This window comes from Micromonospora sp. NPDC048040, from assembly GCF_055587185.1.
Map to the genome: position 1 here is coordinate 297,598 of NZ_JBVJGT010000002.1, position 26,095 is coordinate 323,692.

Genomic DNA, 26,095 nt, shown 5'->3' on the forward strand with positions numbered 1-26,095 from the left:
CGTGGGCGGGGGCCGGGATGCCCGCCGAGCGGTCGATGAACTTCGGGCCGTCGGCCCGGCGGCTGCTGCGCCGGCTGCGCCCGGACCGCCTCGCGCTCGTCGCGGTGATCGCGCTGGCGGTGGTCAGCGTCGGGCTGAGCGTGGTCGGGCCGAAGGTGCTCGGGCACGCCACCGACCTGATCTTCACCGGGGTGATCGGCCGGCAGCTGCCGGCGGGCACCACCGCCGACCAGGCGGTGGCCGCGGCCCGGGCGGCCGGCAACGACAGCTTCGCCGACATGCTCGCGCGGATGGACGTGGTGCCCGGCGTGGGCATCGACTTCGCCGCGCTGGCGCGGGTGCTGCTGCTGGCGCTCGGCCTCTACCTGGCGGCCAGCGCGCTGATGTGGTGGCAGGGCTGGCTGCTCACCGGCGTGGTGCAGCGGACCGTGCTGCGGCTGCGCGCCGACGTGGAGGACAAGCTCAACCGGCTGCCGCTGCCCTACTTCGACCGGCAGCCCCGCGGCGAGCTGCTCAGCCGGGTCACCAACGACATCGACAACATCTCGACCAGCCTCCAGCAGACGCTGAGCCAGTTGCTCACCTCGCTGCTCACCGTGGTCGGCGTGCTGGCCATGATGTTCTGGATCTCGCCGTTGCTGGCCCTGGTGGCGCTGGTCGCGGTGCCGGTGTCGGTCGTCGTCACCGGCGCGATCGCCAAGCGGTCGCAGGCGCAGTTCATCGCCCAGTGGACGCACACCGGCGAGCTGAACGGCCAGATCGAGGAGGCGTTCACCGGCCACGAGCTGGTCAAGGTCTTCGGCCGGCAGCGCGAGGTGGAGGCCGCCTTCACCGCCAAGAACGAGGAGCTGTTCCGGGCCAGCTTCGGCGCCCAGTTCGTCTCCGGGATCATCATGCCGGCGATGATGTTCGTCGGGAACCTCAGCTACGTGGCGATCGCCGTGGTCGGCGGCCTGCGGGTGGCGTCGGGGTCGATGAGCCTCGGCGACGTGCAGGCGTTCATCCAGTACTCCCGGCAGTTCACCCAGCCGCTCACCCAGGTCGCCTCGATGGCGAACCTGCTCCAGTCCGGGGTGGCCTCCGCCGAGCGGGTCTTCGCGGTGCTCGACGCCGAGGAGCAGAGCCCCGACCCGGCCGAGCCGGCCCGGGTGACCGACCCGCACGGCCGCGTCGAGTTCCAGCACGTCTCCTTCCGGTACGCCCCGGACAAGCCGCTGATCGAGGACCTGTCGCTGGTCGCCGAGCCCGGGCACACCGTCGCCATCGTCGGGCCGACCGGGGCCGGCAAGACCACCCTGGTCAACCTGGTCATGCGCTTCTACGAGCTGGACGCCGGCCGGATCACCCTGGACGGCGTGGACATCACCACGATGCGCCGCGACGACCTGCGCGGCCGGGTCGGGATGGTGCTCCAGGACACCTGGCTCTTCGGCGGCACCATCCGCGACAACATCGCCTACGGCCGGCCGGACGCGACCGAGGAGGAGATCCTGGCCGCGGCCCGGGCGACCTTCGTGGACCGGTTCGTGCGCAGCCTCCCCGACGGCTACGACACGGTGATCGACGAGGAGGGCAGCAACGTCAGCGCCGGCGAGAAGCAGCTCATCACCATCGCCCGGGCGTTCCTCGCCGAGCCGTCGCTGCTGATCCTCGACGAGGCGACCAGCTCCGTGGACACCCGCACCGAGGTGCTGCTCCAGCGGGCGATGGCCGCCCTGCGCTCGGACCGCACCAGCTTCGTCATCGCGCACCGGCTCTCCACCATCCGCGACGCCGACCTGATCCTGATGATGGAAGACGGCCGGATCGTGGAGCAGGGCACGCACGACGAGCTGCTGGCCGCGCGGGGCGCGTACCACCGGCTGTACCGGTCGCAGTTCACCGCCGCCGCCCGGCCCGACCCCGAGCCCGCGTCGCTGTGACGGTGGTCGCCGTGACGACAGACCGCCCGGCCGCGACGAGCGGCCGGGCGACGGGGCCGGGGCCGGGGCCGGGCGGAGGCTCAGTGCGCCGGGAGGAGGGCCGCGCCGCGCCCGGCCACGACCGCGCCGATCAGCCGGAGGGCGTCGGCGGCGGGCATCGGGTCCAGGGCGCGGCCGCCGCGCAGGCGCAGCGAGACGTCGCCCTCGGCCGCCTCTCGGGGGCCGATCACGGCGGCGTACGGGACCCGGGCGCGGGCGGCGTCGCGGATGCGGGCACCCAGCGAGCCGGCCGACTCCACCTCGACCCGCAGCTCCGCCGCGAGCGCGTTCCGGGCGAGCCGGGCCGCCGCCCCGGCCTGGTCGTCCCCCACCGGCAGCACGACCAGCTGCACCGGGGCGTACCAGGCGGGGAAGGCGCCCTCGTGCACCTCGATCAGGTACGCGAACAGCCGCTCCATGCTGCCGACGAGGCTGCGGTGCACCATCACCGGTCGGCGCCGCCCCCCCGGTCGGGTCGGTGTACGACAGGTCGAACCGCTCCGGCTTGTCGAAGTCGAGCTGGACGGTGGAGAGGGTGGACTCCCGCCCGGCGGCGTCCAACACCTGGATGTCGATCTTCGGCCCGTAGAACGCCGCCTCCCCCGGGGCCTCGGTGAACTCCACCCCGTCGAGCGCGGCGCGGAGCAGTTCCTCGGCCCGCGCCCACTGGTCGTCGTCCCCGACGTACTTCTCCCCCGGCCCCCGCAGCGACAGCCGGAACCCCGCCGGCCGTACGCCGAGCGCGGCGTGCGCCTCGCGGATCAGCCGGAGGATCTCCGCCACCTCCTCGCCCACCTGCTCCAGGGCGCAGAAGTTGTGCGCGTCGTTGAGCGAGATGGCCCGCACCCGGGACAGCCCGCCGAGCACCCCCGAGCGCTCGGCCCGGTACATGCCGCCCAGCTCGGCGATCCGCAGCGGCAGTTCCCGGTAGGAGCGGCCCCGGGCCCGGTAGACGAGGGCGTGGTGCGGGCAGAGCGCCGGGCGCAACACGAACTCGTCGTCGGCGGAGAGCCGCATCGGGGGGAACATGTCGTCGGCGAAGTAGCCGAGGTGGCCGGAGATCTCGAACAGCTCCCGTTTGCCCAGCGGCGGGGTGTGCACGTGCCGGTAGCCGGCCCGGCGCTCCAGGTCGCGGACGTACTCCTCGACGGCGTGCCGGGCGGCGGCACCGGCCGGCAGCCAGAGCGGCAGTCCGGCGCCGGCCAGTGGGTCGGAGACGAACAGGTCCAGCTCCCGGCCGAGCCTGCGGTGGTCGATCATGTCGCGCTCCTTGATCGGGTACGACCCGGAAGCGACCCGGTCACCGGACGCCACGAGGCCCCGGGGCGGATCGCCCCGGGGCCTCGTCGACGGTCAGGTCAGTGCGGCGCGCCGGGGTCTCCCGGCGTCGTCGTCAGCACCACACCGCTCATGCGGCGACGGTACGCCCGCCCGCGCGGGTGCGGCAGCCGGTTTTCCGCGGGCGGCGCGGCACCTCGCGCCCTGCCCGGGGTCGCGGGAGCGGACGGCCCGCGGAACGGGGGCGGGCCGCCGGCACGGGACCTGCCGGCGGCCCGCGGCGGCCCGGTCGTCGAGAACGGGGGACCCGACGGTGGTGGGGCCGCGCGCCGACAACGGTACGCCGACCGACGCCGATCCGCCGACCCTCGGCGGTACGCCGTCGCGTCACCTTCGCCGACGCCCGCTCGTTGGTCCCGGGTAGCCCTGCCGTGTCGGCGGTCACCACGAGCCAGGGCCGTGCCCGGTGACGCCGGACACGCCGTCAGGCTCGACACACCGATCGGCCCCATCCGGCGAGGTGGCAGTGGTGCCCGAACTACTCACTGAGGTCGCGTCGCCGACCTGGGCGTACCTCGCGCTGCTCGGGCTGCTGGTCGCCGACGCCTTCGTCCCGGTGATCCCCACCCAGGTCGTCATGATCACCAGCGGCGCCCTGACCGTGTACGGCGGGCTGAACCTGCCGGTGACCATCGCCGTCGGCGCGCTCGGCGTCTTCGCCGGAGACCTCGCCTGCTACCTGCTCGGGCGGGGCGCACCCGACCGCCGGCCGCCGCGCGACGTCGCGCCGGGCCGGGCCCGACGGGTCGCCAGCCGGGTCACCCAGGGGCTGCGCCGGCCCGGCCCGCTCGTCATCCTGCTCTGCCGCTTCGTGCCGGGCGGCCGGATGGCGGCCTGCTTCTCGGCCGGCCGCAGCCGGTACCCGTACCGGCTGTTCCTGCTCTACGAGGGCCTGGCGGCGCTGGGCTGGGCGACGTACGGCGGGCTGGTCGGGCACCTGGGCGGGACGGCGCTGACCGAGTCGGCGTGGCGGCTGGCGGTGATCGCGGCGGTGGCGGCGGCCGGGTTCGCGGCGGCGGGCTGGGCCATGACCGTCGTCGGCGCCCGGCGGGCGGCCGGGCCGGATCCGGCGGTGCCGGTCGTCGTCGGGGCGCGGGCGGACGTTCCCGGGGCGGACTGACCCACCCCGGCCGCCTAGGGGTGGTCCCCGGGACCGATCTCGGTGGCCCGCCCGGATCCGTCTGGGGTCCCCGGCGGGACAGGCTGAGGCATGCCTGGTACCCGGAACAGTGGACTGCTGGCCCTCGGCGGGATCGCCGTGGCGGCGCTGCTCGCCGTGATCGGCCACGTCGAGGTGAACGACGACCTGGACCCCTGGGCACTGACCGTCAGCGACTTCGCGGTCTCCGACCGCGGCGGCATGATCGACGCGGCCATGGTCGTGCTCGCCGCGGCCACCGCCGTGCTCCTGCCCGCCCTGCGGCGCGCGCACCGCTCCCCCGCCGCCCGCCCGGGGCGGGCCGCCGAGCTGCTCCTGGCCGCCTGGATCGGCGGGCTGCTGCTGGCCGCGGTCGTGCCGACGAACGAGCCCGGCCTGCCCATGGACACCGCCGCCTACGTCCACCGGTACGCCTCGGTGGTCGCCTTCCTGGCGCTGCCGCTCGCCGGCTGGCTGCTCGCGGCCCGGCTGCCGGCCGTCGCCCGCGCGGTCCGCGGGCTCACCCTGGTCAGCCTGGCCCTCGCCGCGGCGATGGTCTGGTCGGCCTACCCGGGCGACCGGCTGCTGCTCGGGCTGGTCGAGCGGCTGCTGATCCTCGCCGAGGTCGCCGTGCTCGCCGTCGTCGCGGTCACCCTGCTCCGCCGGTCGCCCACGGCCGACCTCCCGGGCGGCCGGGTCACTCCAGCTCGTGGAGCATGAGCTGGCGGGCGGCCTCGGTGACCGAGCCGGACAGGCTCGGGTAGATCGTGATGGTCTGGGCCAGCTCGTTGACGGTGAGGTTGTTCTCCACCGCCATGGTGATCGGCAGGATCAGCTCGCTCGCCTTCGGCGCCACCACCACGCCGCCGATCACCTGGCCGCTCGCCGGTCGGCAGAAGAGCTTGACGAAGCCGTCGGCGAGGCCGTCCATCTTCGCGCGGGCGTTGCCGTCCAGCGGCAGCATGACCTGCCGGGCCGGCACCTTGCCCGCGTCGACCTCGTCCTGCGAGACGCCGACGGTGGCCAACTCCGGGTCGGTGAACACGTTCGCCGCCACGGTACGCAGCCGCAGCGGCCGGACGGCCTCGCCGAGCGCGTGCCACATCGCGATCCGGCCCTGCATGGCGGCGACGCTGGCCAGCGGCAGCACCCCGGTGCAGTCGCCGGCGGCGTAGATGCCGGGCACGTTGGTGCGGGAGACCCGGTCGACGGTGACGTACCCGCCCCGGGCCAGCTCGACGCCGTACTCGGCCAGGCCCAGGTCGGCGGTGTTGGGGATCGAGCCGACCGCGATCAGCGCGTGCGAGCCGGACACCTTCCGGCCGTCGGAGAGCTCGACCTCCACCCCGTCGGCGGTGCGGCGCACGGCGTCGGCCCGGGAGTTGTTCAGGATGCTCATGCCCCGGTTGCGGAAGACCCGCTCGATGGCCATCGCCGCGTCGGCGTCCTCGTGCGGCATCACCCGGTCGCGGCTGGAGACCAGGGTCACCTGGACGCCCATCGCGAGGTAGGCGCTGGCGAACTCGGCGCCCGTGACGCCGGAACCGACCACGACCAGGTGCTCGGGCAGCTCCGGTAGGTCGTACACCTGGCGCCAGGTCAGGATGCGCTCACCGTCCGGTACGGCGGTGGGCAGTTGGCGCGGGGTGGCGCCGGTGGCGATCAGCACGGTCGACGCGTCGATCGCCTGCTCCCCGCCGCCGTCGGCCGGGGTGACGACCACGCGGTGGGTGTGGCCGAGCGTGTCCTCGCCGAGCCGGGCGGTGCCCGCGACGAAGGTCACCCCCGCCTTGACCAGCTTGGCGTGGATGTCGGCGGACTGGGCCAGCGCGAGGCGCTTGACCCGCTCGTGCACCGCCCGGGCGTCGACGGTGACGGCCTCCAGCCCGTCGGAGTGCACCCCGAACTCCTCGGTGTCCCGGTAGCCGGTCACCACCTCGGAGCTGGCGATGAAGGTCTTCGACGGGACGCAGTCGGAGAGCACGCAGGCCCCGCCGGCGCCCTCGGCCTCGACGACGGTGACGTCGGCGTCAAGCTGAGCGGCGACCAGGGCGGCCTCGTAGCCCGCCGGTCCGCCGCCGATGATCACGATCCGGCTCACAGCGCTCGCCCTTCGTCAGTGCTCACAGTGACTTTCTTCTCCCGAACGCGTCCGACACGCACCGTCGTATTCTCCCCCACCCGGCGGGCGGGCTATCGTCATCGCCGTGCGTCATTACGCCGCCTACGGCTCAAACCTCGACCCCGCCCGCATGCGCGCCTACTGCCCGCATTCGCCGATGGTGGGCACCGGCTGGCTGGAAGGCTGGCGGCTCACCTTCGCGGGCGAGGACGTGATCGGCTGGGAGGGCGCGGTCAGCACCGTCGTCGAGTCCCCCGGCGACCGGGTGTTCGTGGCGCTCTACGACATCCACCCCTACGACGCCGCCCAGCTCGACGAGATCGAGGGGGTGACCGCCGGCACGTACCGCAAGCTGCACGTGCGCGTCTCCACCCTCGACGGGGACGTGACCGCGTGGGTCTACGTCTTCGACGGCTACGAGGGTGGCCTGCCCACCTCGTGGTACCTGTCGGAGATCGCGAACGCCGCCGAGAAGGCGGGCGCGCCGGACGACTACGTCACCGATCTGCGGTCCCGCCCCACCGGCACCGCGTCTGCCTGACGCGGCTCGTCGGCCCAGCGCGTTTCCCACGGCCCCCAGTCTGCTACCGGGCGGACCGTCGCCACGATCCGGCCCCGGCCGGGGTCGTCAATCACACACCCGTGGCGGGAACGACCAACTCGTACATGTCGGTCCAGCGCACCTCGCGCAGCCCCACGGACCGGTAGAGCCTGACCGGGGCGGTCGGGTTGGTCAGGTCCACGCCCAGCCCGGCGGACTCCCGGCCCTTGGCGGAATAGACGGTGAAGGCCCGCCACAGCAGCGCCGCCCCCACCCCCCGCCGCCGGTACGCCGGCAGCACCGACAGGCTGCGTACGAAGCCCTCGTTCTGCTCCAGCGCCTGGTCCGAGGACTGGAGCACGCCGGCCCGTACCCCGTCGACCTCGGCGACGAACCACTCGTCCCAGGTGGTGCCGTGCTGGGCGACCTGCTGCCGCCAGCGGTCGAACCCGACCGGCTCGTAGTCCGGAGTGTCCCGGAACGCGATGTCGAAGATCCGGTGGAACTCGCGCAGGTCGGCCTCGTCGTCGCCGCGCAGCGGGCGGACGGTCACCCCGGGCGGGGGCGGCGGCTCGGCGGGCAGCCCGGCCAGCGGCCGGCGCATCCGCACGTACCGCTTGGCGAGGGTGAACCCGGCCTCGGCCAGCTCCGCCGCCCAACGCGTCTCGGGGGCGAAACCGGCGGTGCGGACGGTCATCGCCGGCACACCCCGCTCGGCGGCGCGTTCGGCGACGCGGTCGAGCTGCCGGGCGAGCAGCGGCGCACGCACGTCGGCGCCGCGCTCCGGGTCCACGTACACCTCGACGAACTCGCGCCCCACGCCGGTCGGGTTGTCCAGCGTCGCCCAGGCCACGACCACGCCCTCCGGGTCGGTGACCAGCCACGAGTCGCGCGCCGGGTCGAAGAACGGCGCGGTCAGCGCGGCCGTGACGTCCTCGGCGTCGAAGTCGGGGTAGCCGACGGCGAAGGTGTCGGCGGCGTGCACCACGGCCAGGATCGCCGGGACGTCGTCCAGGGTGGGGCGGCGGGCGTGCCAGCCGGCGGGGAGAGTCACGGGGGCGATCCTGACAGGCGGGGCGCCGGAACGCCGCCGAATTTCGCGCGGCCCCAGGTCACGCCGGCCGGGCGCCGGGCGTCGGCCCGTACCGGTCCGGCGTGCGGGCGGAACCGGGCTCAGCCCCGGCCCGCCAGGTGGGCCCGGGTCGCGAAGAGCAGGTCCACCAGCTCGGCGCCGTCCGCCGGGCCGAGTGCCGCGAACGCCGGCGAGACCAACCGGTCGGTCACCGCTTCGGCCCAGAGGCGCCGCCGGACCAGCGGCCCGACCGGCGGGTACGGCGGTTGCCAGCCGCAGGCCACCGCGCCCGCCTCCCCCTCCGGCCCGGCGAGCACGGCCTCCAGCGGAATCATCCCGCCGGCCCGGACGGCGAGCAGGTACGCCCCGGCGAAGTGCTCCCGGAGCAGGCGCAGGCCGACGGCCGCCCGGGCGCCGGCGGTGCGCTCCGGCACCGGCATCGCCCGCCACGCGGCGAAGAGCGGCATGCCGCTGGCGTCCGCCGCCTCGACGGCCCGGCCGAGCAGCGCCGCGAGCCGACCCGCCCCGGGGAGGGCGTCGAGGTGCTCGTCGCCCCAGCGGCAGCACTCGGCGAGGGTGGCGGCGGCCACCTCGACCGGCCGGACGGTGCGCAGGGCCGCGTCCCATCCGTCGGCGACCGCGTCGGGAGCGAGGAAGCCGAGGGCGGCGGCGACCGTCTCGGCCCGGACGTCCCCGAGGGCGCCGGCCCGGCCGGTGACGTAGAACGCCCAGCCGGAGATCCCGAGCAGCCGGGCCCGGCGCAGGGTGGCCGGGCAGCGGGTGAACGCGTCACCGAGTTCGAGCACCACGGGCTTGCTGGCCGCGGCGACCTGCTCCGGCGTCATCCGTCCGTTCCCGGGTCGACCCGTCCCTCCACGGGGGTCAGTCTGCCGCGTCGTCGCCCGGCTCGGCATCCCCCTCTTCGGCGTCGAGGGCCTCGACCGCCGCCTCGACCTCGCCGGCGCGGCGGCGGGCGGCGGTGGCCGTCCGTTCCGCCCCGCGGCGGGCGAGCTTCGCCCGGCTCAGGTCCTGCTCGGCGACGGCCCGCCGCCGCTCCAGCTCGGCCAGTTCCGCCTCGATCGCGTCCAAGGCGGCGGCGCCGTCGCGCTCGGCCGCCGTCGCGTCGGCCAGCTCCGCCTCGGCCCGTTCCTGGTCGGTACGCGCCTTCGCCAGCTCCTTCTCCAGCGCCCGCCGCCGGCGGGCCCGTTCCGCCCGGGCCGCTCGTTCCGCCTGCTCGGCGCGGAGGGCGGCCCGGTCGGCGCCGGCCTTCCGCCTCCCGGCCGGCTCGGGCCGGGGCTCCGGTTCCGGCTCCTCGCCGCCGGTCACCAGGCGCAGCTGCGGGCGGGGCACCTCCCCGAACCCGGCGTAGTTGGCGGCCCGCAGCAGCCGGCCGGAGCGGACCTGCTCGGCGACCTCGGTGTCGGAGAGCGCGGCGTTGAGGGTGCCCTCCACCTCGGCCAGCGGCAGCTTCCCGGCCGACGGCGCCCCCTCGGCCTCGGCCGCCAGCTTGCGCACCTCGGCGACGAGCGCGCCGACCACCGCCCGCCGCTGGGCGGACAGCTCCCGCAGCCGGGGCCCGCGCAGTTCGCGCTGGGCGGACCGCAGCGCCTCGGCGAGCTGGGCCAGGTCGGCGACCAGCTCGGGGCGGCGGATGGCGAGCAGGTTGACCAGCCAGGCGGCCACGGTGGGGCGACGCAGCCGGGCGATCTCCCGGGCGGTCTTCGGGTCGCCGGCCCGGCGCGCCTCGGCGGCGGCCTCGTCGCGGATCGCGACGAACCGGTCCGGCGGGGTGGTGTAGAGCCGGTGCAGCAGCTCTCGGGGCGGGCCGGGCATCGCCGTCAGGCGTCGATTCGCGTGCCCGGTTCGAGCCGGCGGTAGTCGACCTCGGAGAGCCGGGTGAAGTTGCTGTTCAGGACGCCGAGCCCGTGGTCGTTGAGCAGCCCGTCGTGCAGCGCGTACGCCCGGCGCGGGGCGACGGCGCGGAGGAAGTCCAACGACTCGGAGAACTTCGTCCACGGGGCGTGGATCGGCAGGAAGAGCGTGTCGACCTGCACGTCCTCCGGGACGACCAGGCTGTCCCCGGGGTGGTAGACCACGTCGCCGATCAGGTAGGCCAGGTTGTCCACCACCGGGATGTCGGGGTGGATCACGGCGTGCCGGCCGCCGTAGGCGCGCACCGGCACCCCGGCGGCCGTGAACGACTGTCCGGGCTGGACCGGGTCGAGCGCCTCGGCCGCGTCGCCCAGGGTGCCGGCGAGGGCGGCCGGGCCGTGGATGCGGAACGGACGCCGGTCGAGCTGCCGGGTGACCGCCTCGACGTGCACGTGGTCGGGATGCTCGTGGGTGATCAGCACCGCGTCCGCCCCGTCGAGCGCCGCGGGCTCGCTGAACACGCCCGGATCGACGACGAGCACTCCCCCGTCGTGCTCCACCCGGACGCAGGAGTGGGCGTACTTGGTGATGTGCATCGTGACTCCAAGATTATCGAATCGTGATGTCCTGAGCGCAGTCTGCCGGAACCGGCGTGTTGGCGCGCCGCGTCTGACGTATCGCCCCACACGGGGGCGAGGACGAGGGGAGCCGGGATGGACGGACGGGAACGACGGCGTCGGGGCGTACGGCTGACGGCCGCCGCGCTGGTCGCGCTGCTGGGGTTGGTGGCCTGTGGCAGCGGCGACTCGGGCGGGAGCAACGACTCGGCCGTCAGCGCGCCGCAGGCCGCCCCGGCGGACAAGGACCGGGCCGGCGGCGGGGCGGAGCAGGGCGGCGGGCAGGCCGAGCAGGGCGGCGGCGCGGGCGCGCCGGACCTGCGGGTCGACCAGCGGTCCATCATCTACACCGGCACGATGCGGGTGAAGGTGGACGATGTGGACGCCGCAGCGCGGAGCGCGATCACCACCGTGACGGCAGCCGGCGGCTTCGTCGGCGGCGACCGGCGGCGCAGCGCCGATGCCGACGCGACGGCACAGCTGGAGCTGCGGGTGCCGGCGGCGAAGTTCTACGGGGTCGTTGACGAGTTGGCGAAGCTGGGCCGGCAGGAGCGGCGGGAGATCGACACCGAGGACGTCACCGAGCAGATGGTCGACCTGGACGCCCGGATCACCACCCAGCGCGCCCGGGTGGAGAGCGCCCGGCGGCTGCTGGCCCGGGCCACCACGATCACGGACCTGGTGTCGCTGGAGAACGAGCTGTCCCGCCGGGAGGCCGACCTGGCCTCGCTGGAGGCGAAGAAGGAGCGGCTGGCGGACCTGACCAGCCTGTCCACGATCACCGTGTCGCTGGTCGGGCCGGACGTCAGCACCACCGACGAGGAGACCGAGATCGGCTTCCTGGTCGGGCTCAAGGGCGGCTGGACGGTCTTCCTCACCTCGATGACCGTCCTGCTGACCGTGCTGGGCGCGGTGCTGCCGTGGCTGCTGGTGTTCGGCGTACCGCTGGCGGTGCTGTTGGTGGTGCTGCGCCGGCGGCGGCGCAGGGGCCCGCCGCCGGTGACGCCGGCCGGGCCGGCGGCGCCGCTGCCTACCGCGCCGCCGCCAGTGCCCGCAGCGCGGTCTGGACCATGAGCCGCACGCCGACCGGGATGGCCCGCTCGTCGACGTCGAACGAGGCGCGGTGCAGGTCCACGTTCGGGCCGGAGCGGCCCACGCCGAGCCGGGCGAGCGCGCCGGGGACGTACTCCAGGTACCAGGAGAAGTCCTCGCCGCCCATGCTCTGCGGGGTCTCGGCGATGCCCTCCGGCCCGAGCGCGGCGGCGGTGGCGGCGGTCAGGATCTGGATCGCCCGCGAGTCGTTGCTGACCGGGGGGCGACCGCGCAGGTATTCCAGGTCGACGGTGGCCCCGGTCGGCGCGATGACGTCGCGGACGACCTGACCCACGATCTTGGGGGCCAGCTCCCAGGTGTCGCGGTCCATCACCCGCAGGGTGCCGGAGGCGCACGCCTCGGAGGGGATGACGTTGTAACGGGTGCCGGCCGAGGCGTGGCCGAACACCAGCAGCAGCCCGCTGTTGGCCGGCACCCGGCGGCTGACCAGGGCCGGCACCTCGGTGATCAGGCGGCCCAGCGCGTCGACCAGGTCGACGGTCAGGTGCGGTCGGGCGGTGTGCCCGCCGGGGCCGGTGAGCCGGACGGTGACGTTGTCGGCGGCGGCGGTGATCGGGCCGACCCGCAGGCCGACCTTGCCGACCGGCTGGTTCGGGTCGCAGTGCAGCGCGAAGATCTGCACCACGTCGTCGAGGCCGCCTGCCTCGATGACCTCCAGCGAGCCGCAGGGCAGGATCTCCTCGGCCGGCTGGAAGATCAGCCGGACCCGGCCGGGCAGCTCGCCGAGGTCGGCGAGCTGCGCCAGCAGCATGCCGACGCCGAGCATGACGGTGGTGTGCACGTCGTGGCCGCAGGCGTGGCAGACGCCGTCCACGGTGGAGCGGTACGGCACGTCCTTCGAGTCGGTCAGCGGCAGCGCGTCGATGTCGGCGCGCAGCGCGACCACCGGGCCGTCGGGGCGGCCGTCGATGTCGCAGATGACCCCGTTGCCCTTGGGGAGCAGTCGCGGGCTCAGCCCCGCCAGGGACAGCTCCCGGGCGATCAGGGCGGCCGTCTCGAACTCCTCGCCGGAGAGTTCCGGATGCGAGTGGAGGTGACGGCGGGTGGCGATCAGCCCGGGCACCCGGAGGGCGAGCAGGTGGTCCAGCTCGAACGGCAGGGGCTGGGACCCGGACGGCGCCTCCGGCCAGGACGACGCCAGCTGGCTGCCGGTCGGCAGCGTCAACGCACTCGTCACGTCGAATTCTCGTTCACTAGAGATGGATGGATCATCAGGAACAGCAGACAGCCTAGACCTCCGGCGGTGACGCTGCGCAACGTCGTTCCGGTGATGATCAGAGCGCGCAGCGTCACGAATGCCCTGCTGGGAGCGTTCGTAGATCTGCGGGACAGCAGGTAGATCGCGTTCGAACGCCGTCATCTGCCCCACACCTCCTACACCGCGTAACCGACCCGGTCGTCACCAAATCGACGCCGATCTCGGGAGCCGTCGTTCCGAATTGTCGCATTAGTCGGTCCGGTGAACTGACACTCCGACAATTACGCGACCGCTGTCGGCGGCGAGGCTCCGAAGACGGTCACACGACCGAGCACGGAACGACCGCACACCGTGTGCGTCCGGGTCCACCCCGTCGGGATACCCCCGAACCCCTCCGGCAACCGCCGTGACCGGTGGGCCACGCCGCCCCGCCGCACGCGGAAGCCCCTCCGGCGGCGTCGCCGGGCCTGCTCCCGCGGTCTGCGTCGCCGATCGGCGACGGGAACTGACTCCGACTGTAGCGCTCGCCCGGCATGCGGTGCGACCTGCGAAAACGCTCCGACCGACCGGCCTGCGGGATCCGCCGGAACGGCCGACGGCCGGTCAGGTCGGAAGCGTTCAGAAGCGGTCGGCCGGGCGGTGCAACCCCCACACCTGGCGCAGGGTGCCGCAGACCTCGCCGACGGTGGCGCGGGCCCGCAGCGCCTCCTTCATCGGGTAGAGCACGTTCTCCGTGCCCTCGGCGGCGGCGCGCAGCTCCGCCAGCGCCCGCTCGACCGCGCCCGCGTCCCGCTCGGCGCGCAGTCGGGCCAGCCGCTCGGCCTGCGCCGCCTCGATCGCCGGGTCGACCCGCAGCGGCTCGTACGGCTCCTCCTCGTCGATGGCGAACCGGTTGAGGCCCACCACCACCCGCTCGCCGGAGTCGATCTCCTGCGCGATCCGGTACGCGGACTGCTCGATCTCCCGCTTCTGGAAGCCCGCCTCGATGGCGTCGACCGCCGAACCGTGGTCGAAGACCCGGTCCATCAGCTCGGTCGCCGCCGCCTCGATCTCGGCGGTCATCGCCTCCACCACGTACGAGCCGGCGAAGGGGTCGACGGTGGCGGTCAGGTCGGTCTCGTACGCCAGCACCTGCTGGGTGCGCAGCGCCAGCCGGGCCGCCTTCTCGGTGGGCAGCGCGATGGCCTCGTCGAAGCTGTTGGTGTGCAGCGACTGCGTGCCGCCGAGCACCGCGCCGAGCCCCTGCACCGCCACCCGGACCAGGTTCACCTCGGGCTGCTGGGCGGTGAGCTGCACGCCCGCCGTCTGGGTGTGGAAGCGCAGCATCATCGACTTCGGGTCCTTGGCGCCGAAGTCGTCGCGCATCAGCCGGGCCCAGATCCGCCGGGCGGCCCGGAACTTCGCCACCTCCTCGAGCAGCGTGGTGCGGGCGACGAAGAAGAACGACAACCGGGGTGCGAAGTCGTCCACGGCCAGCCCCGCCGCGAGCGCGGCCCGGACGTACTCGACGCCGTTGGCCAGGGTGAACGCGATCTCCTGCGCGGGCGTCGCGCCGGCCTCGGCCATGTGGTAGCCGGAGATGGAGATGGTGTTCCACTTCGGCACCTCCTTGCGGCAGTAGCCGAAGGTGTCGGCGACCAGCCGCAGCGAGGGCTTCGGCGGGAAGATGTACGTCCCCCGGGCGATGTACTCCTTGAGGATGTCGTTCTGGATCGTGCCGTTCAGCGCCGTGCCGGGGACGCCGTTCTCCTCGGCCACGAGCTGGTAGAGCAGGAGCAGCACCGAGCCGGGCGCGTTGATGGTCATCGACGTGGAGACCTTGTCCAGCGGGATGCCGTCGAAGAGCAGCCGCATGTCCTCGATCGAGTCGATGGCCACCCCGACCTTGCCCACCTCGCCGTGCGCGATCGGGTCGTCGGAGTCGTAGCCCATCTGCGTCGGCAGGTCGAAGGCGACCGAGAGGCCCATCGTGCCGGCCCGCAACAACTGGTGGTACCGCGCGTTGGACTCGGTGGCGGTGCCGAAGCCGGCGTACTGGCGCATCGTCCAGGGACGGGAGGTGTACATGGTGGGGTAGACCCCCCGCGTGTACGGGAACTCGCCCGGGCCGCCCAGCCGGGAGTCCAGGTCCTCCGGAAGGTCGGCGGCCGTGTAGACGCCCTTGATCGGGAAACCGGACTCGCTTGACCGCCGTTCGCTCATTAGCGGATGGTAGGACGCGCGACGGCGCCGGCGGGTGAGGGATAGCGCACACCCGACCCGTGGACATCGACGAGAGGTGAACGTCAGGGCACGTATGGTCCAGTTCGGTAAACGTCCGTCGCGTCGGGTTTCGCATCGGGCGTCGGAACCAGCAAGATAGGGGAGTTGTGTCCCAGCCCCCCTCGATTTCCCCCGGTGGCTTTTCTGTGACTCAGATCCCGACGTGGAGCGGCGGACCAGTCAGTCCCCCCAACGGACGCGCGACCCCCGGCACGACCATCGGTGGTCGTTACTCGCTGCGTTCCGCGGTGGGCAACGGCGGCATGGGCACGGTCTGGCGTGCCACAGACACGCTCCTGCGGCGGGACGTCGCCGTCAAGGAGGTCGTCCTGCCCCCGGGTCTGGCCCCCAGCGACCGCGACGCCATGTACGAGCGCACCCTGCGCGAGGCCCGCGCGGCGGCCGCGATCCAGCACCCGGCCGTCGTGCAGGTCTACGACGTGGTCACCGAGGGCGGCCGACCCTGGATCGTGATGGAACTGCTCGACGCCCGCAGCCTCGCCGACATGGTGATCGAGGACGGGCCGGTCGCGCAGCGGGTGGTCGCCAAGATCGGCATAGCGCTGCTCGGCGCGCTGGAGGTGGCGCACGCGATCGGCGTGCTGCACCGCGACGTCAAGCCGGCCAACGTCCTGATCTGCGCCGACGGCCGCTGCGTGCTGACCGACTTCGGCGTGGCCCGGATGCCCACCGACGTGCAGCTCACCACCCCCGGGATGGTGCTCGGCTCGCCGCACTTCATCTCCCCGGAGCGGGCGATGGGCCAGGAGTTCGGCCCGCCGAGCGACCTGTTCTCGCTGGGCGTCACGCTCTACACGGCGGTGGAGGGGCGGCCCCCGTTCGACAAGGGCGACCCGATCGAGACCATGCACGCGGTGGTCGAGGACCCGCCCGCCCCGCCGCAGCGCAGCGGGCCGCTGACCCGGGTGCTGATGGGCCTGCTGGAGAAGGACCCGGCCCGCCGCCTCGACGTGCACACCGCCCGGGCGATGCTGCGCGAGCTGCTCGCCGGCCCGCTGACCAGCAACGCCGCCGCGGTGAACTCGATGACCGACCCGTACTCGGTCGTGCCGGTGCAGCAGCGGCCGCTGCCCGCCCCGCCGGCCGCCCAGCCCGAGCAGCCGAAGCCGACCGGGCAGATCGGCGGCCGGGCGATGCTCAACCCCGGCGAGTCGCTCACCGACCGGCTGGCCGCGCTACGCCGGGGCGAGCGCCCCGCGCAGGCCGCCCTCCCCGCCAGCCCCACCGCGATGGAGGACACCAGCGCCGACGCGCTGGCCGGGCCGCTGCACACCCCCACCGGCGCGATGCCGGCCCCGGTCACCCCCACGCCGGCCGGCCGCACCTACGGCGGCCCCGAGGCCACGCCGCAGGTCGCCGGCTCCGACGCCACCCAGCAGCTGCGCACCAACGCGGCCGGCCTGGTCGGGTTCGGCGGGCAGCCGGACGCCACCCAGCGGATGGGGACCGGCGCGCCCGCCTTCGGGCAGCCGGACGCCACCCAGCGGGTGGGCGTGGGCGCCCCCGTCTTCGGCGGCCCGCCGGAGGCCACGCAGCACCTCGGCGGCACGTACGGCGGGGGCCAGTGGTCGGTGCCGGGCACCGGGCAGCCCTGGGCGACCCCCGCCACCGCGCCGGCCGCGGGCGGTCCCGGCGGCGGGCTCGGCGGCCGGGTGGGCGCGATCGGCAACCAGGTCGTCGGCACCGTCAAGGGCTGGCCCCGCAAGGTGCAGCTCGCCGCCGCCGGCGGCCTGGCCGTGGTGCTGCTGATCGGGGCGGTCGTCCTGTTCACCGGCGGCGACGACGCGCCGACCGTCCCGCAGGCCGCCCCGACCACGGCGGCCCCGGCCGGCGCGCCCGAGATGAAGGAGCACTCCGGCAAGGGCGTGCGGGTCATGGTGCCGCAGGGCTGGGAGCGCAAGAGCGCCGGCAACTGGGTCGACTACGTCGACCCGGAGGACGAGGGCCGCAAGGTGCGGATCCTCGTGGAGGACTTCCGCACCACCTCGATCCGCTGGGCCGAGGTCGCCGAGGACGGTCTGAAGAACCGCTCCAAGTCCTGCGCGAAGCCGTACGCCCAGCTCGCCATGAACGAGATGGAGTGGGTCGGCAAGCAGGCGGCCGAGTTCGAGTACACCTGCGGCGAGGGCGAGGCCAAGCGGCACGGCGTCTGGCGCGGCGTGGTCCACGACGGCAAGTCGTACTCGTTCTACCTCACCTCCACCGACGCCAAGTTCGCCGAGAGCAAGCCGATCTTCGACGAGATGGTGAAGACGTTCCAGCTCACCGACGCCGGCTGATCGCAGGGGAAGACAAGCGGTGATCCGCCGGCGTGCTATCAAGAGGCATGCCGGCGGAAACCACTGACATCGACGACATTCGCGAGCAAGCACGGCGCTGGCTCGACGACGACCCCGACCCGGCCAGCCGGGACGAGCTGCGGGCGGTGCTCGACCGCCTGCCGGCGAGCGCCCCGGAGCTGGCCGACCGGTTCGCCGGCCCGTTGACCTTCGGCACCGCCGGGCTACGCGGCCCGCTGCGCGCCGGTCCGAACGGGATGAACCTCGCGGTGGTCACCCAGGCCGCCGCCGGGCTGGTCGCCTGGCTCGCGGCCCAGGGCGGCACCGGCCCGCTGGTGATCGGGTACGACGCCCGGCACGGCTCCCGGCAGTTCGCCGAGCGGACGGCCCAGGTCGCCACCGGCGCGGGGCGCCCGGCGCTGCTGCTCCCCCGCCCGCTGCCCACCCCGGTGCTCGCGTACGCGGTGCGGCACCTCGGGGCGGTCGCCGGGGTGATGGTGACCGCCAGCCACAACCCGCCGCAGGACAACGGCTACAAGGTCTACCTCGGCGCGGAGCTGGGCGGGGCGCTCGGGGCGGGCGCGCAGATCGTGCCGCCGGCCGACGCCGGCATCGAGGCCGCGATCCGGTCGGTCGGCCCGCTGGCCGAGGTGCCGCTCGGCCCGGCCGGGCAGGTGCTCGGCGACGACCTGGTGGCCTCCTACGTGGAGCGGGCCACCGCGGTGATCGACCCGGACGGGCCCCGCGAGCTGGCCGTGGCGTACACGCCGCTGCACGGGGTGGGGGCGGCGGTGCTCACCGCGGCCTTCGCCCGGGCCGGCTTCCCGGTGCCGGGGGTGGTGCCCGAGCAGGCGGAGCCGGACCCGGCGTTTCCGACCGTCTCCTTCCCCAACCCCGAGGAGCCGGGGGCGGTGGACCGGCTGGTCGCCCTCGCCGAGTCGACCGGCGCGGACATCGCCATCGCCAACGACCCGGACGCGGACCGCTGCGCGGTGGTCGTCCGGGACACCGGCCCGGCGGCGAGCGCCCGCGGCGAGGTCGCCGGTCCCACGGAGCCGGCCGCCGACCGGCCCGGCTGGCGGATGCTGCGCGGCGACGAGGTGGGCGTGCTGCTGGCCGACCACCTGATGCGGCGCGGCGTCACCGGCCTGTACGCCACCACGATCGTGTCGTCGTCCCTGCTGCGGGCCATGTGCGCCGCCCGGGGCCTGCCCTACGACGAGACGCTGACCGGGTTCAAGTGGATCGTGCGGGCCGGCGGCGGGGCCGAGCCGCTGGTCTACGGCTACGAGGAGGCGCTCGGCTACTGCGTCGCCCCGGAGCACGTCCGCGACAAGGACGGCATCACCGCCGCGCTGACGGTGGCCGAGCTGGCCGCCGGGCTGAAGACGCAGGGACGCACCCTGACCGACCGGCTGGACGAGCTGGCCGCCGAGTTCGGCGTGCACCACACCGACCAGCTCTCGGTGCGGGTGGACGACCTGCGGGTGATCGCCGACGCCATGGCCCGGATCCGCGCCGCGACGCCGACCGCGCTGCTCGGCCACCCGGTCACGGAGGCGCAGGACCTGCTCCCCGAGGCGGACGTGGTGATCCTGCGCACCGGGGCCGCGCGGGTGGTGATCCGGCCGTCCGGCACCGAGCCGAAGCTGAAGGCGTACCTGGAGGTGGTGGAGCCGGTGGCGGACGGCGACGTCGCCGCGGCCCGCGCCCGGGCCGCGGAGGCCGTCGCGGCCCTCCGCGCGGAGATCGCGGCCGCTCTCGGTCTCTGATCGGGCTTCCGGGCACCCGCCCCTGCGCCTTTGCTCTGCTTCGCCGACGCGACGGAAACGCACCAACCGTGTTGCGTGGGTTGAAGCAGAGCGAAGGGGCCGGGGGTGGTGTCGGATCGGGGCGTGCGCGTGGCGTCAGCGGCGCGGGCAGCGCCGCTGGCGTGCGCGTCGTGTCAGCGGCGCGGGCCGAGGGCGGCGTCCACCGCGCTGCCCAGGGCGGCCACGACCAGGCCCACCGAGGGGCGGACGACCGAGTCGTCGAGGCTGACGTTGCCGGAGAAGCCGGCTCCGCCGGCGATCTCCTCCAGGCGGCGGCGGGCCTCCCCGGCCGCGTCGCCGGTCAGGCCCAGGGCCGGCTCCATCCGCAGCACCGCGACCAGGGTGGCCAGGGCGGCGGTCCGCTCGTCGGGGAACTGCCCGTCGGCCAGCGCCTCGGCGAGCCGGCGCCGGGTGTCCGCCTCGACGGCGGGATCCACCGTCGGGTAGCGGTGCACGTGGATGAAGCCCAGCTCGGTCTCGTCGACGTCCCGCACCACGCCCTGGGTGCACAGGGCGTCGAGGATCTTGTCGCGCAGGCCGTGCCGCAGCCGCTGCACCCAGGACGACGGGCTGTGCGGGGTGTCGGCGGCGATGCGGGCGAGGACCCCGTCGACGAGCGGCTCGCCGGTGGGCGTCGGGTCGGCCACCGTCAGGGCCCCCTCGGAGTAGACGATCCGCCCGGCCAGGGCCAGTTCGATCAGTACCGCGGCGGCCATTCCCAGGTCGAGGCTGATCCGCGGCATGGTCGCCTTGCCGGTCTCGTCGTCGTACGCGAGGAGAAGCAGCTCTTCGGCGAGAGCAACACCAGTCATGGCCGGAGACGCTAGCGGGTGCGCGCATTCCGCGCACCCACTCGACGTCGATGGCGCGCCGCCGCGTCCGTGCGCCTCGCCGTCGCCGCAGGCCGGGGCGGTCGGGGCCACGCGCCCCGACCGCCCCGGCGGGCCGGACGGTCGGTCAGCTCACCGTGTCGGTGCGACGGGCGTCGAGCATGAGCAGGTAGTGCAGCACGCGGCGCTTCGGGGCCGTCTCCAGGTACTCGTACGCGAGCAGTTCGCCGGTCGACGGGTGGAAGACCAGCAACATCTGCGCCCGCTGCGGGGTCTGCCCCGACGGCGGGACGAGGTCGGCGGTGACAGCCACGCCCTGGCGGCCGGCCCGGTCGACGACCCGGCCGCGCCACACGAAGCCGGGCTTCTCCGCCAGGATGGTGAGGAGGTCGGCCCGGGTCCGCCGCGGCACCAGGTAGCTGCTGTAGAGGTGGTACGTGCGCATGGCCAGCTCGCCCGCCGGCTTCCCGGTCCCGAGCCAGCGCGCGAGTTCCGCCCGGTCGGCCGGCAACCGCCTGTCCACCGGGTCGCGCGGGATCTCCTGGATCCCCTGCGGCGGCCTGGTGGCCGAGGGGTTGGCACTGCGCGGCTGTGGCCGCGTGGAGAAGTATTCCCGGGACGCCGCGTCGGGGAACTCGACGTCCAGGGGCTTGTCGTCCTGCCAGCGGCGGCCGTCGTCCGCCACCCATTCACGGCGTTCCTGCACGAAGCTCATCATGTGGCCCTCGGGCGACATCATCGCCGCGCCACCCCAGGACTTGGTGTGGTGGTACGAGTAGCGGCCACCACCTCCGTCCGGCGGGCCGTCCACGAGGCGGGCGGCGAGCGCCCGCAGGTGCGGCCCGGCCGGCTCGCTCGCAAGGACCTCGTAGGCCACCGGCTTGAGCACGGTCCCGGCGGCGGGCTGCGCGGGCACCGCTCCGGTGGGCGCCCCGTCCCGCAGCACCTGTGCCACCCCGGCGGAGCCGAGCACGGCCAACGCGGCGGCCGCCCCGACGAGCACGGTACGCCGTGGCGCGGCCCGCCGCGCCGGCCCGGCCGGGGTCGCGGTCGCGTCCTCCGCGCGGAGGATCAGGTCGCGGGCGGCGAGGGATGACGGCGGTACGACGGCGTCGCGCGCCGGGTCGGCCGGGTGAAGAAGCTCCCGGACCTGCTGCTTGGTACGCATGCTGCTCCTCTCAGACGTGGACGGACGCCGGCCGGGCGGCGCGGGCGGCGGTGGGGGCGGCCAGGGCGGAGCGCAGTCGGCGCCGGGCCCGGTAGAGCCGCACGGCGGCGGCGGACCGGGTACAGCCCAGTACGACGGCGGCATCGGCGACGCTCAGGTCCTCCCAGCCGACCAGCCGGAGGATCTCCTGGTCGGCTTCGGGCAGCGTGCGCAGCGCCCGGTGCAGGTCGAGCACCGGCGCGACGGCGTCGGGCTCGACGACTCGTGCCGGTACGTGGTCCGCCTCGGCGAGCGGGAGCAGGCTCGGACCGTCGCGCCGGGACCGCCACCGGTTCGCCACCACGTGACGCGCGACTGCGTAGAGCCACGGAAGAGCGCGTTCGGGCACCTCGCCGCGCCGCCGCCAGACGACGACGAACACGTCCTGGGCGAGTTCGGCCGCCGCGTCGGCATCGGGAAGCCGGCGCAGGCCATACCTGACGATGTCCGGGTAGTGCGCGGCGTAGAGGCCGGTGAACCAGCCCTCGCCCCGCTCACCCACGGGTTTCATCTGATCGATCTCCCGACCGCAGTTCCTGACAGGGACACCAGGTATGTGTCGCGGGCGGGGCGGATCGTTACCAGCGGCCGGGCGGGAAGTCACCGGCCGGGGCGGGACGGCCTGTCGGCCGGGGCGGCGGGTCACCGGCCGGGTGGGTCGGCCTGCCGGCCGGGGGCACCCGCCCCGGCGGCGCCGGGGCGGGTGGTGTGGCGTGTGGGCTCCGCCTAGAAGCGGGGCATACCGCCGAACTGGCGGTCGCCGGCGTCGCCGAGGCCCGGCACGATGAACATCCGGTCGTTGAGGCCCTCGTCGATCGAGGCGGTGACCAGGCGCAGCGGCAGGCCGGAGCGCTCCAGCCGCTCGATGCCGACGGGCGCGGCGAGCACGCAGAGCACGGTGATGTCGGTGCAGCCCCGGTCGGCCAGCAGCCGGCAGCAGTGCTCCAGCGAGCCGCCGGTGGCGAGCATCGGGTCGAGCACCAGCACCGGCAGGCCGCTCAGGTCCCGGGGCAGCGACTCCATGTAGGCGCGCGGCTCGTACGTCTCCTCGTCGCGGGCCAGGCCGACGAAGCCCATCGACGACTCCGGCAGCAGGCCGAGCGCGGCGTCGGCCATCCCCAGGCCGGCCCGCAGCACCGGCACCAGCAGCGGCGGGTTCGCCAGCCGGGTGCCCTCGGTGCCGGTGACGGGGGTCTGCACCGGGTACTTCTCGATCGGGAACGAGCGCGCGGCCTCGTACACCAGCATGGTGGTGAGTTCGTGCAGCGCCGCCCGGAACGAGGAGGAGTCGGTGCGCGCGTCCCGCATGGCGGTCAGCCGCGACTGGGCGAGCGGATGGTCAATGACGTGTACGTCCACGATCGCTCAACCTACCGGTCCGTCCGCACCCGCACTGCGAGTGCGGGCGGAGCAGCGACGTCGCTCACCACCCGGATCGACCGACGGCACCGTGACCAAGATCACGCATCGGCCGGATGCGTAGACTTCGGAGCATGACGGCGACAGCGACGTCGGCCCGGTCGGAACTCTCCGAGCTGGGACGATCCGAGACCGCTCTGCGGACCTTCCTGCACGGCCTGCCCGGCGTGGACCAGGTCGGCGCGGAGCAGCGGGCGGCACAGCTCGGCACCCGCTCCATCAAGACCACCGCCAAGGCGCAGGCCATCGACCTGGCGATCCGGATGGTCGACCTGACCACCCTGGAAGGGGCCGACACCCCCGGCAAGGTGCGGGCGCTCGCCGCCAAGGCCCTGCGCCCCGACCCGGCCGACCCGTCCTGCCCGCACGTCGGGGCGGTCTGCGTCTATCCCTCGATGGTCCCGCACGTCGCCGAGGTGCTGCGCGGCTCGGGCGTGCACCTGGCCAGCGTGGCGACCGCGTTCCCGTCGGGTCAGGCGCCGCTGGAGGTCAAGCTCGCCGACACCCGGGCCGCCGTCGCGGCCGGCGCCGACGAGATCGACATGGTGATCAACCGGGGCGCGTTCCTGGCCGGCCGCTACAAGGAGGTCTACGACGAGATCGTGGCCACCAAGGAAGCCTGCGGGGACGCCCACCTCAAGGTGATCCTGGAGACCGGCGAGCTGGCCACGTACGACAACGTGCGCCGCGCCTCCTGGCTGGCGATGCTGGCCGGCGGCGACTTCATCAAGACCTCCACCGGCAAGGTCCCGGTGGCCGCCACCCCGCCGGTGACCCTGGTGATGCTGGAGGCGGTCCGCGACTTCCGCGCCGCCACCGGCCGGCAGGTCGGCGTGAAGCCGGCCGGCGGCATCAAGACCACCAAGGACGCGATCAAGTACCTGGTGATGGTCAACGAGACCGTCGGCGCGGACTGGCTGGAGCCGGACTGGTTCCGGTTCGGCGCCTCCAGCCTGCTCAACGACCTGCTCATGCAGCGCACCAAGCTGACGACCGGCACCTACTCCGGTCCCGACTACTTCACCCTGGACTGAGAGCCGATGTTCGAATACGCACCCGCCCCCGAGTCCCGCTCGGTGGTGGACATCAAGCCCTCGTACGGGCTCTTCGTCGACGGGAAGTTCGTCGACCCGACCGACGGCGGCAGCTTCAAGTCGATCAACCCGGCCTCCGAGGAGGTGCTCGCCGAGGTCGCCGAGGCCGGCGCGCAGGACGTGGACCGCGCCGTCCGCGCCGCCCGGCAGGCGTACGAGAAGGTCTGGGGTCCGATGCCGGGCCGGGACCGGGCCAAGTACCTGTTCCGGATCGCCCGGATCATCCAGGAGCGCTCCCGCGAGCTGGCCGTGCTGGAGTCGCTGGACAACGGCAAGCCGATCAAGGAGTCCCGCGACGTCGACCTCCCGCTCGTCGCGGCCCACTTCTTCTACTACGCCGGCTGGGCCGACAAGCTGGAGCACGCCGGCTTCGGGCCGAGCCCGCGCCCGCTGGGCGTGGCCGCGCAGGTCATCCCGTGGAACTTCCCGCTGCTGATGCTGGCCTGGAAGATCGCCCCGGCCCTCGCCGCCGGCAACACGGTCGTGCTGAAGCCGGCCGAGACCACCCCGCTGACCGCCCTGCTCTTCGCCGAGATCTGCCAGCAGGCCGACCTGCCCGCCGGCGTGGTCAACATCGTCACGGGCGCCGGCGACACCGGCCGCACGCTGGTCGAGCACCCGGGCGTGGACAAGGTCGCCTTCACCGGCTCGACCGAGGTGGGCCGGGCCATCGCCCGCGCCGTGGCCGGCACCCGCAAGAAGCTCACCCTGGAACTGGGCGGCAAGGCGGCCAACATCGTCTTCGACGACGCCCCGGTCGACCAGGCGGTCGAGGGCATCGTCAACGGCATCTTCTTCAACCAGGGCCACGTCTGCTGCGCCGGCTCCCGCCTGCTGGTGCAGGAGTCGGTCGCCGACCGGGTGCTGGAGTCGCTGAAGCGCCGGATGGCCCAGCTCCGGGTCGGCGACCCGCTGGACAAGAACACCGACATCGGCGCGATCAACTCCGCCGCCCAGCTCGCGCGGATCCGTCAGCTGTCCGAGGCCGGGTCCGCCGAGGGCGCCGAGCGCTGGTCGCCGCCGTGCGAGCTGCCGGAGCGCGGCTTCTGGTTCGCGCCGACGATCTTCACCGGGGTCACCCAGGCGCACCGGATCGCCCGCGAGGAGATCTTCGGCCCGGTGCTGTCCGTGCTGACGTTCCGCACCCCGGCCGAGGCCGTCGAGAAGGCCAACAACACGCCGTACGGGCTGTCGGCCGGGATCTGGACCGACAAGGGCTCCCGGATCCTGTGGATGGCCGACCGGCTGCGCGCCGGTGTGGTCTGGGCCAACACGTTCAACAAGTTCGACCCCACCTCGCCGTTCGGCGGCTACAAGGAGTCGGGTTACGGTCGCGAGGGCGGCCGGCACGGGCTGGAGGGCTACCTCAATGTCTGAGCGGGTCGCGGTACGCAAGACGTACAAGCTCTTCATCGGCGGGAAGTTCCCGCGCAGCGAGTCGGGACGGTCGTATCTCGTGCAGGACTCGAATGTCTCCCTGGCCTCCCGCAAGGACGCGCGGGACGCCGTCGTCGCCGCCCGCGCCGCCGTGAAGGGCTGGGCCGGGGCGACCGCGTACAACCGGGGTCAGATCCTCTACCGGGTGGCCGAGATGCTGGAGGGTCGGCGCGAGCAGTTCGTCGCCCTCGGCGTGCCCGGCGACGAGGTGGACGCGGCGGTCGACCGCTGGGTCTGGTACGCGGGCTGGTCCGACAAGCTGCCCCAGGTGTACGGCGGCGCCAACCCGGTCGCCGGGCCGTACTTCAACCTCTCCTCGCCGGAGCCCACCGGCGTGGTGGCGGTGGCCGCCCCGGAGCAGCCGGCGCTGCTGGGCCTGGTCAGCGTGATCGCCCCGGCGATCGTCACCGGCAACACCGTCGTGGTGGCGGCCTCGCCGGCGGCGCCGCTGGCCGCGGTGACCCTGGCCGAGGTGCTGGCCACCTCCGACCTGCCGGGCGGGGTGGTCAACATCCTGACCGGCCGCCTGTCGGAGACCGTGCCGACGCTGGCGAGCCACATGGACGTCAACGCGATCGACCTGACCGGGGTGACCGACGCCGAACTGGCGGCGGAGCTGGAGGTCAGGGCGGCGGAGAACCTGAAGCGGGTGCTCCGGCCGGCCCCGGCCGACCACGACTGGTTCGCCGACCCGGGGATCACGCGGATGACCAGCCTCCTGGAGACGAAGACGGTCTGGCACCCCAAGGGGGTGTGAGGTCGC

Annotated in this window: 21 protein-coding genes and 1 pseudogene; 10 read left to right on the top strand and 12 right to left on the bottom strand. The window is 74.2% G+C overall.

Annotated elements, in window-relative coordinates; genetic code table 11:
- Window positions 1-17: 17 nt before the first annotated feature.
- Window positions 18-1,922 carry an ABC transporter ATP-binding protein gene (locus tag ACZ6O2_RS03665; RefSeq protein WP_466021987.1) on the top strand — a complete coding sequence of 635 codons (1,905 nt, stop codon included), beginning with the start codon at window positions 18-20 and terminating at the stop codon, window positions 1,920-1,922.
- Between the two features lie 80 nt (window positions 1,923-2,002).
- Here ACZ6O2_RS03665 and thrS read toward each other — a convergent pair.
- A pseudogene (gene thrS / locus ACZ6O2_RS03670) lies at window positions 2,003-3,221 on the bottom strand (threonine--tRNA ligase).
- A 547-nt stretch (window positions 3,222-3,768) separates the two neighbouring features.
- Between thrS and ACZ6O2_RS03675 the strand changes: the two are divergent.
- Window positions 3,769-4,419 carry a DedA family protein gene (locus ACZ6O2_RS03675; RefSeq protein WP_466021895.1) on the top strand — a complete coding sequence of 217 codons (651 nt, stop codon included), beginning with the start codon at window positions 3,769-3,771 and terminating at the stop codon, window positions 4,417-4,419.
- Between the two features lie 90 nt (window positions 4,420-4,509).
- Complete coding sequence (locus tag ACZ6O2_RS03680; RefSeq protein WP_350703503.1) at window positions 4,510-5,157, top strand: DUF998 domain-containing protein; 648 nt, start codon at window positions 4,510-4,512, stop codon at window positions 5,155-5,157.
- Here the strand turns inward: ACZ6O2_RS03680 and ACZ6O2_RS03685 are convergent.
- Window positions 5,135-6,538 carry an NAD(P)H-quinone dehydrogenase gene (locus ACZ6O2_RS03685; RefSeq protein WP_350703505.1) on the bottom strand — a complete coding sequence of 468 codons (1,404 nt, stop codon included), beginning with the start codon at window positions 6,536-6,538 and terminating at the stop codon, window positions 5,135-5,137. The two genes, ACZ6O2_RS03680 and ACZ6O2_RS03685, sit on opposite strands and share 23 nt — an antisense overlap.
- A 106-nt stretch (window positions 6,539-6,644) precedes the next feature.
- Here ACZ6O2_RS03685 and ACZ6O2_RS03690 point away from each other — a divergent pair, with 106 nt between their 5' ends.
- Window positions 6,645-7,100, top strand: coding sequence for a gamma-glutamylcyclotransferase (locus tag ACZ6O2_RS03690; RefSeq protein ID WP_350703507.1), 456 nt, complete (start codon window positions 6,645-6,647; stop codon window positions 7,098-7,100).
- Window positions 7,101-7,191: 91 nt separating this feature from the next.
- Here the strand turns inward: ACZ6O2_RS03690 and ACZ6O2_RS03695 are convergent, their stop codons facing one another.
- From ACZ6O2_RS03695 to ACZ6O2_RS03710, 4 genes are all read right to left on the bottom strand, one after another.
- Window positions 7,192-8,154: a GNAT family N-acetyltransferase gene (locus ACZ6O2_RS03695; RefSeq protein ID WP_466021896.1), complete on the bottom strand. Its 963-nt coding sequence runs from the start codon at window positions 8,152-8,154 to the stop codon at window positions 7,192-7,194.
- 119 nt (window positions 8,155-8,273) lie between these two features.
- Complete coding sequence (locus ACZ6O2_RS03700) at window positions 8,274-9,017, bottom strand: SCO6745 family protein (protein ID WP_466021897.1); 744 nt, start codon at window positions 9,015-9,017, stop codon at window positions 8,274-8,276.
- A gap of 37 nt (window positions 9,018-9,054) precedes the next feature.
- On the bottom strand, window positions 9,055-10,005 hold the full coding sequence (locus ACZ6O2_RS03705) for a hypothetical protein (protein WP_466021898.1): 951 nt from the start codon (window positions 10,003-10,005) through the stop codon (window positions 9,055-9,057).
- 5 nt (window positions 10,006-10,010) lie between these two features.
- Window positions 10,011-10,640 (bottom strand): MBL fold metallo-hydrolase, encoded by a 630-nt coding sequence (locus tag ACZ6O2_RS03710; RefSeq protein ID WP_350703514.1) that lies wholly within the window; start codon window positions 10,638-10,640, stop codon window positions 10,011-10,013.
- Window positions 10,641-10,757: 117 nt separating this feature from the next.
- Between ACZ6O2_RS03710 and ACZ6O2_RS03715 the strand changes: the two genes are divergently transcribed.
- Complete coding sequence (locus tag ACZ6O2_RS03715) at window positions 10,758-11,735, top strand: DUF4349 domain-containing protein (RefSeq protein WP_466021899.1); 978 nt, start codon at window positions 10,758-10,760, stop codon at window positions 11,733-11,735.
- Here the strand turns inward: ACZ6O2_RS03715 and ACZ6O2_RS03720 are convergent.
- Complete coding sequence (locus tag ACZ6O2_RS03720) at window positions 11,692-12,951, bottom strand: amidohydrolase (RefSeq protein ID WP_350685899.1); 1,260 nt, start codon at window positions 12,949-12,951, stop codon at window positions 11,692-11,694. The genes ACZ6O2_RS03715 and ACZ6O2_RS03720 overlap by 44 nt on opposite strands.
- A gap of 639 nt (window positions 12,952-13,590) precedes the next feature.
- Complete coding sequence (locus tag ACZ6O2_RS03725; protein ID WP_350685901.1) at window positions 13,591-15,174, bottom strand: acyl-CoA mutase large subunit family protein; 1,584 nt, start codon at window positions 15,172-15,174, stop codon at window positions 13,591-13,593.
- A gap of 206 nt (window positions 15,175-15,380) precedes the next feature.
- Here ACZ6O2_RS03725 and ACZ6O2_RS03730 point away from each other — a divergent pair, with 206 nt between their 5' ends.
- Together ACZ6O2_RS03730 and ACZ6O2_RS03735 are read left to right on the top strand one after the other, a co-directional pair.
- Window positions 15,381-17,534, top strand: coding sequence for a serine/threonine-protein kinase (locus ACZ6O2_RS03730; protein WP_350703516.1), 2,154 nt, complete (start codon window positions 15,381-15,383; stop codon window positions 17,532-17,534).
- Window positions 17,535-17,581: 47 nt separating this feature from the next.
- The gene (locus tag ACZ6O2_RS03735) at window positions 17,582-19,306 is read left to right on the top strand and encodes a phospho-sugar mutase (protein WP_350703518.1); all 1,725 of its coding nucleotides are present in this window, start codon (window positions 17,582-17,584) and stop codon (window positions 19,304-19,306) included.
- A 173-nt stretch (window positions 19,307-19,479) separates the two neighbouring features.
- Here the strand turns inward: ACZ6O2_RS03735 and ACZ6O2_RS03740 are convergent, their stop codons facing one another.
- The 4 genes from ACZ6O2_RS03740 to upp all read right to left on the bottom strand — a co-directional run bounded on the left by ACZ6O2_RS03740 (window position 19,480) and on the right by upp (window position 22,741).
- Window positions 19,480-20,157, bottom strand: a complete 678-nt coding sequence (locus ACZ6O2_RS03740; protein WP_466021900.1) for a GOLPH3/VPS74 family protein — start codon at window positions 20,155-20,157, stop codon at window positions 19,480-19,482.
- Window positions 20,158-20,302: 145 nt separating this feature from the next.
- Window positions 20,303-21,343, bottom strand: coding sequence for a CU044_5270 family protein (locus ACZ6O2_RS03745; RefSeq protein ID WP_466021901.1), 1,041 nt, complete (start codon window positions 21,341-21,343; stop codon window positions 20,303-20,305).
- 10 nt (window positions 21,344-21,353) lie between these two features.
- Window positions 21,354-21,893 (bottom strand): RNA polymerase sigma factor, encoded by a 540-nt coding sequence (locus ACZ6O2_RS03750; RefSeq protein WP_466021902.1) that lies wholly within the window; start codon window positions 21,891-21,893, stop codon window positions 21,354-21,356.
- 215 nt (window positions 21,894-22,108) lie between these two features.
- Complete coding sequence (upp, locus tag ACZ6O2_RS03755; protein WP_334558303.1) at window positions 22,109-22,741, bottom strand: uracil phosphoribosyltransferase; 633 nt, start codon at window positions 22,739-22,741, stop codon at window positions 22,109-22,111.
- A 134-nt stretch (window positions 22,742-22,875) separates the two neighbouring features.
- On the opposite strand from upp, the gene deoC reads away from it, so the two are divergent.
- The 3 genes from deoC to ACZ6O2_RS03770 are packed head-to-tail and all read left to right on the top strand — an operon-like array spanning window position 22,876 to window position 26,089.
- The gene (deoC, locus tag ACZ6O2_RS03760; RefSeq protein ID WP_466021903.1) at window positions 22,876-23,835 is read left to right on the top strand and encodes a deoxyribose-phosphate aldolase; all 960 of its coding nucleotides are present in this window, start codon (window positions 22,876-22,878) and stop codon (window positions 23,833-23,835) included.
- A 6-nt stretch (window positions 23,836-23,841) separates the two neighbouring features.
- Window positions 23,842-25,272, top strand: coding sequence for an aldehyde dehydrogenase family protein (locus tag ACZ6O2_RS03765; RefSeq protein WP_466021904.1), 1,431 nt, complete (start codon window positions 23,842-23,844; stop codon window positions 25,270-25,272).
- Window positions 25,265-26,089, top strand: coding sequence for an aldehyde dehydrogenase family protein (locus ACZ6O2_RS03770; protein ID WP_350703529.1), 825 nt, complete (start codon window positions 25,265-25,267; stop codon window positions 26,087-26,089). The genes ACZ6O2_RS03765 and ACZ6O2_RS03770 overlap by 8 nt, the downstream gene beginning before the upstream one ends.
- The last annotated feature ends 6 nt before the right edge of the window (window positions 26,090-26,095 follow it).

Coding starts and splice junctions, on each gene's coding strand:
- ACZ6O2_RS03665 (WP_466021987.1), top strand. CDS start 18: ATGCCCGCCGAGCGGTCGATGAACTTCGGGCCGTCGGCCCGGCGGCTG.
- ACZ6O2_RS03680 (WP_350703503.1), top strand. CDS start 4,510: ATGCCTGGTACCCGGAACAGTGGACTGCTGGCCCTCGGCGGGATCGCC.
- ACZ6O2_RS03700 (WP_466021897.1), bottom strand. CDS start 9,017: ATGACGCCGGAGCAGGTCGCCGCGGCCAGCAAGCCCGTGGTGCTCGAA.
- ACZ6O2_RS03705 (WP_466021898.1), bottom strand. CDS start 10,005: ATGCCCGGCCCGCCCCGAGAGCTGCTGCACCGGCTCTACACCACCCCG.
- ACZ6O2_RS03710 (WP_350703514.1), bottom strand. CDS start 10,640: ATGCACATCACCAAGTACGCCCACTCCTGCGTCCGGGTGGAGCACGAC.
- ACZ6O2_RS03715 (WP_466021899.1), top strand. CDS start 10,758: ATGGACGGACGGGAACGACGGCGTCGGGGCGTACGGCTGACGGCCGCC.
- ACZ6O2_RS03725 (WP_350685901.1), bottom strand. CDS start 15,174: ATGAGCGAACGGCGGTCAAGCGAGTCCGGTTTCCCGATCAAGGGCGTC.
- ACZ6O2_RS03735 (WP_350703518.1), top strand. CDS start 17,582: ATGCCGGCGGAAACCACTGACATCGACGACATTCGCGAGCAAGCACGG.
- ACZ6O2_RS03740 (WP_466021900.1), bottom strand. CDS start 20,157: ATGACTGGTGTTGCTCTCGCCGAAGAGCTGCTTCTCCTCGCGTACGAC.
- ACZ6O2_RS03745 (WP_466021901.1), bottom strand. CDS start 21,343: ATGCGTACCAAGCAGCAGGTCCGGGAGCTTCTTCACCCGGCCGACCCG.
- ACZ6O2_RS03750 (WP_466021902.1), bottom strand. CDS start 21,893: ATGAAACCCGTGGGTGAGCGGGGCGAGGGCTGGTTCACCGGCCTCTAC.
- deoC (WP_466021903.1), top strand. CDS start 22,876: ATGACGGCGACAGCGACGTCGGCCCGGTCGGAACTCTCCGAGCTGGGA.
- ACZ6O2_RS03765 (WP_466021904.1), top strand. CDS start 23,842: ATGTTCGAATACGCACCCGCCCCCGAGTCCCGCTCGGTGGTGGACATC.
- ACZ6O2_RS03770 (WP_350703529.1), top strand. CDS start 25,265: ATGTCTGAGCGGGTCGCGGTACGCAAGACGTACAAGCTCTTCATCGGC.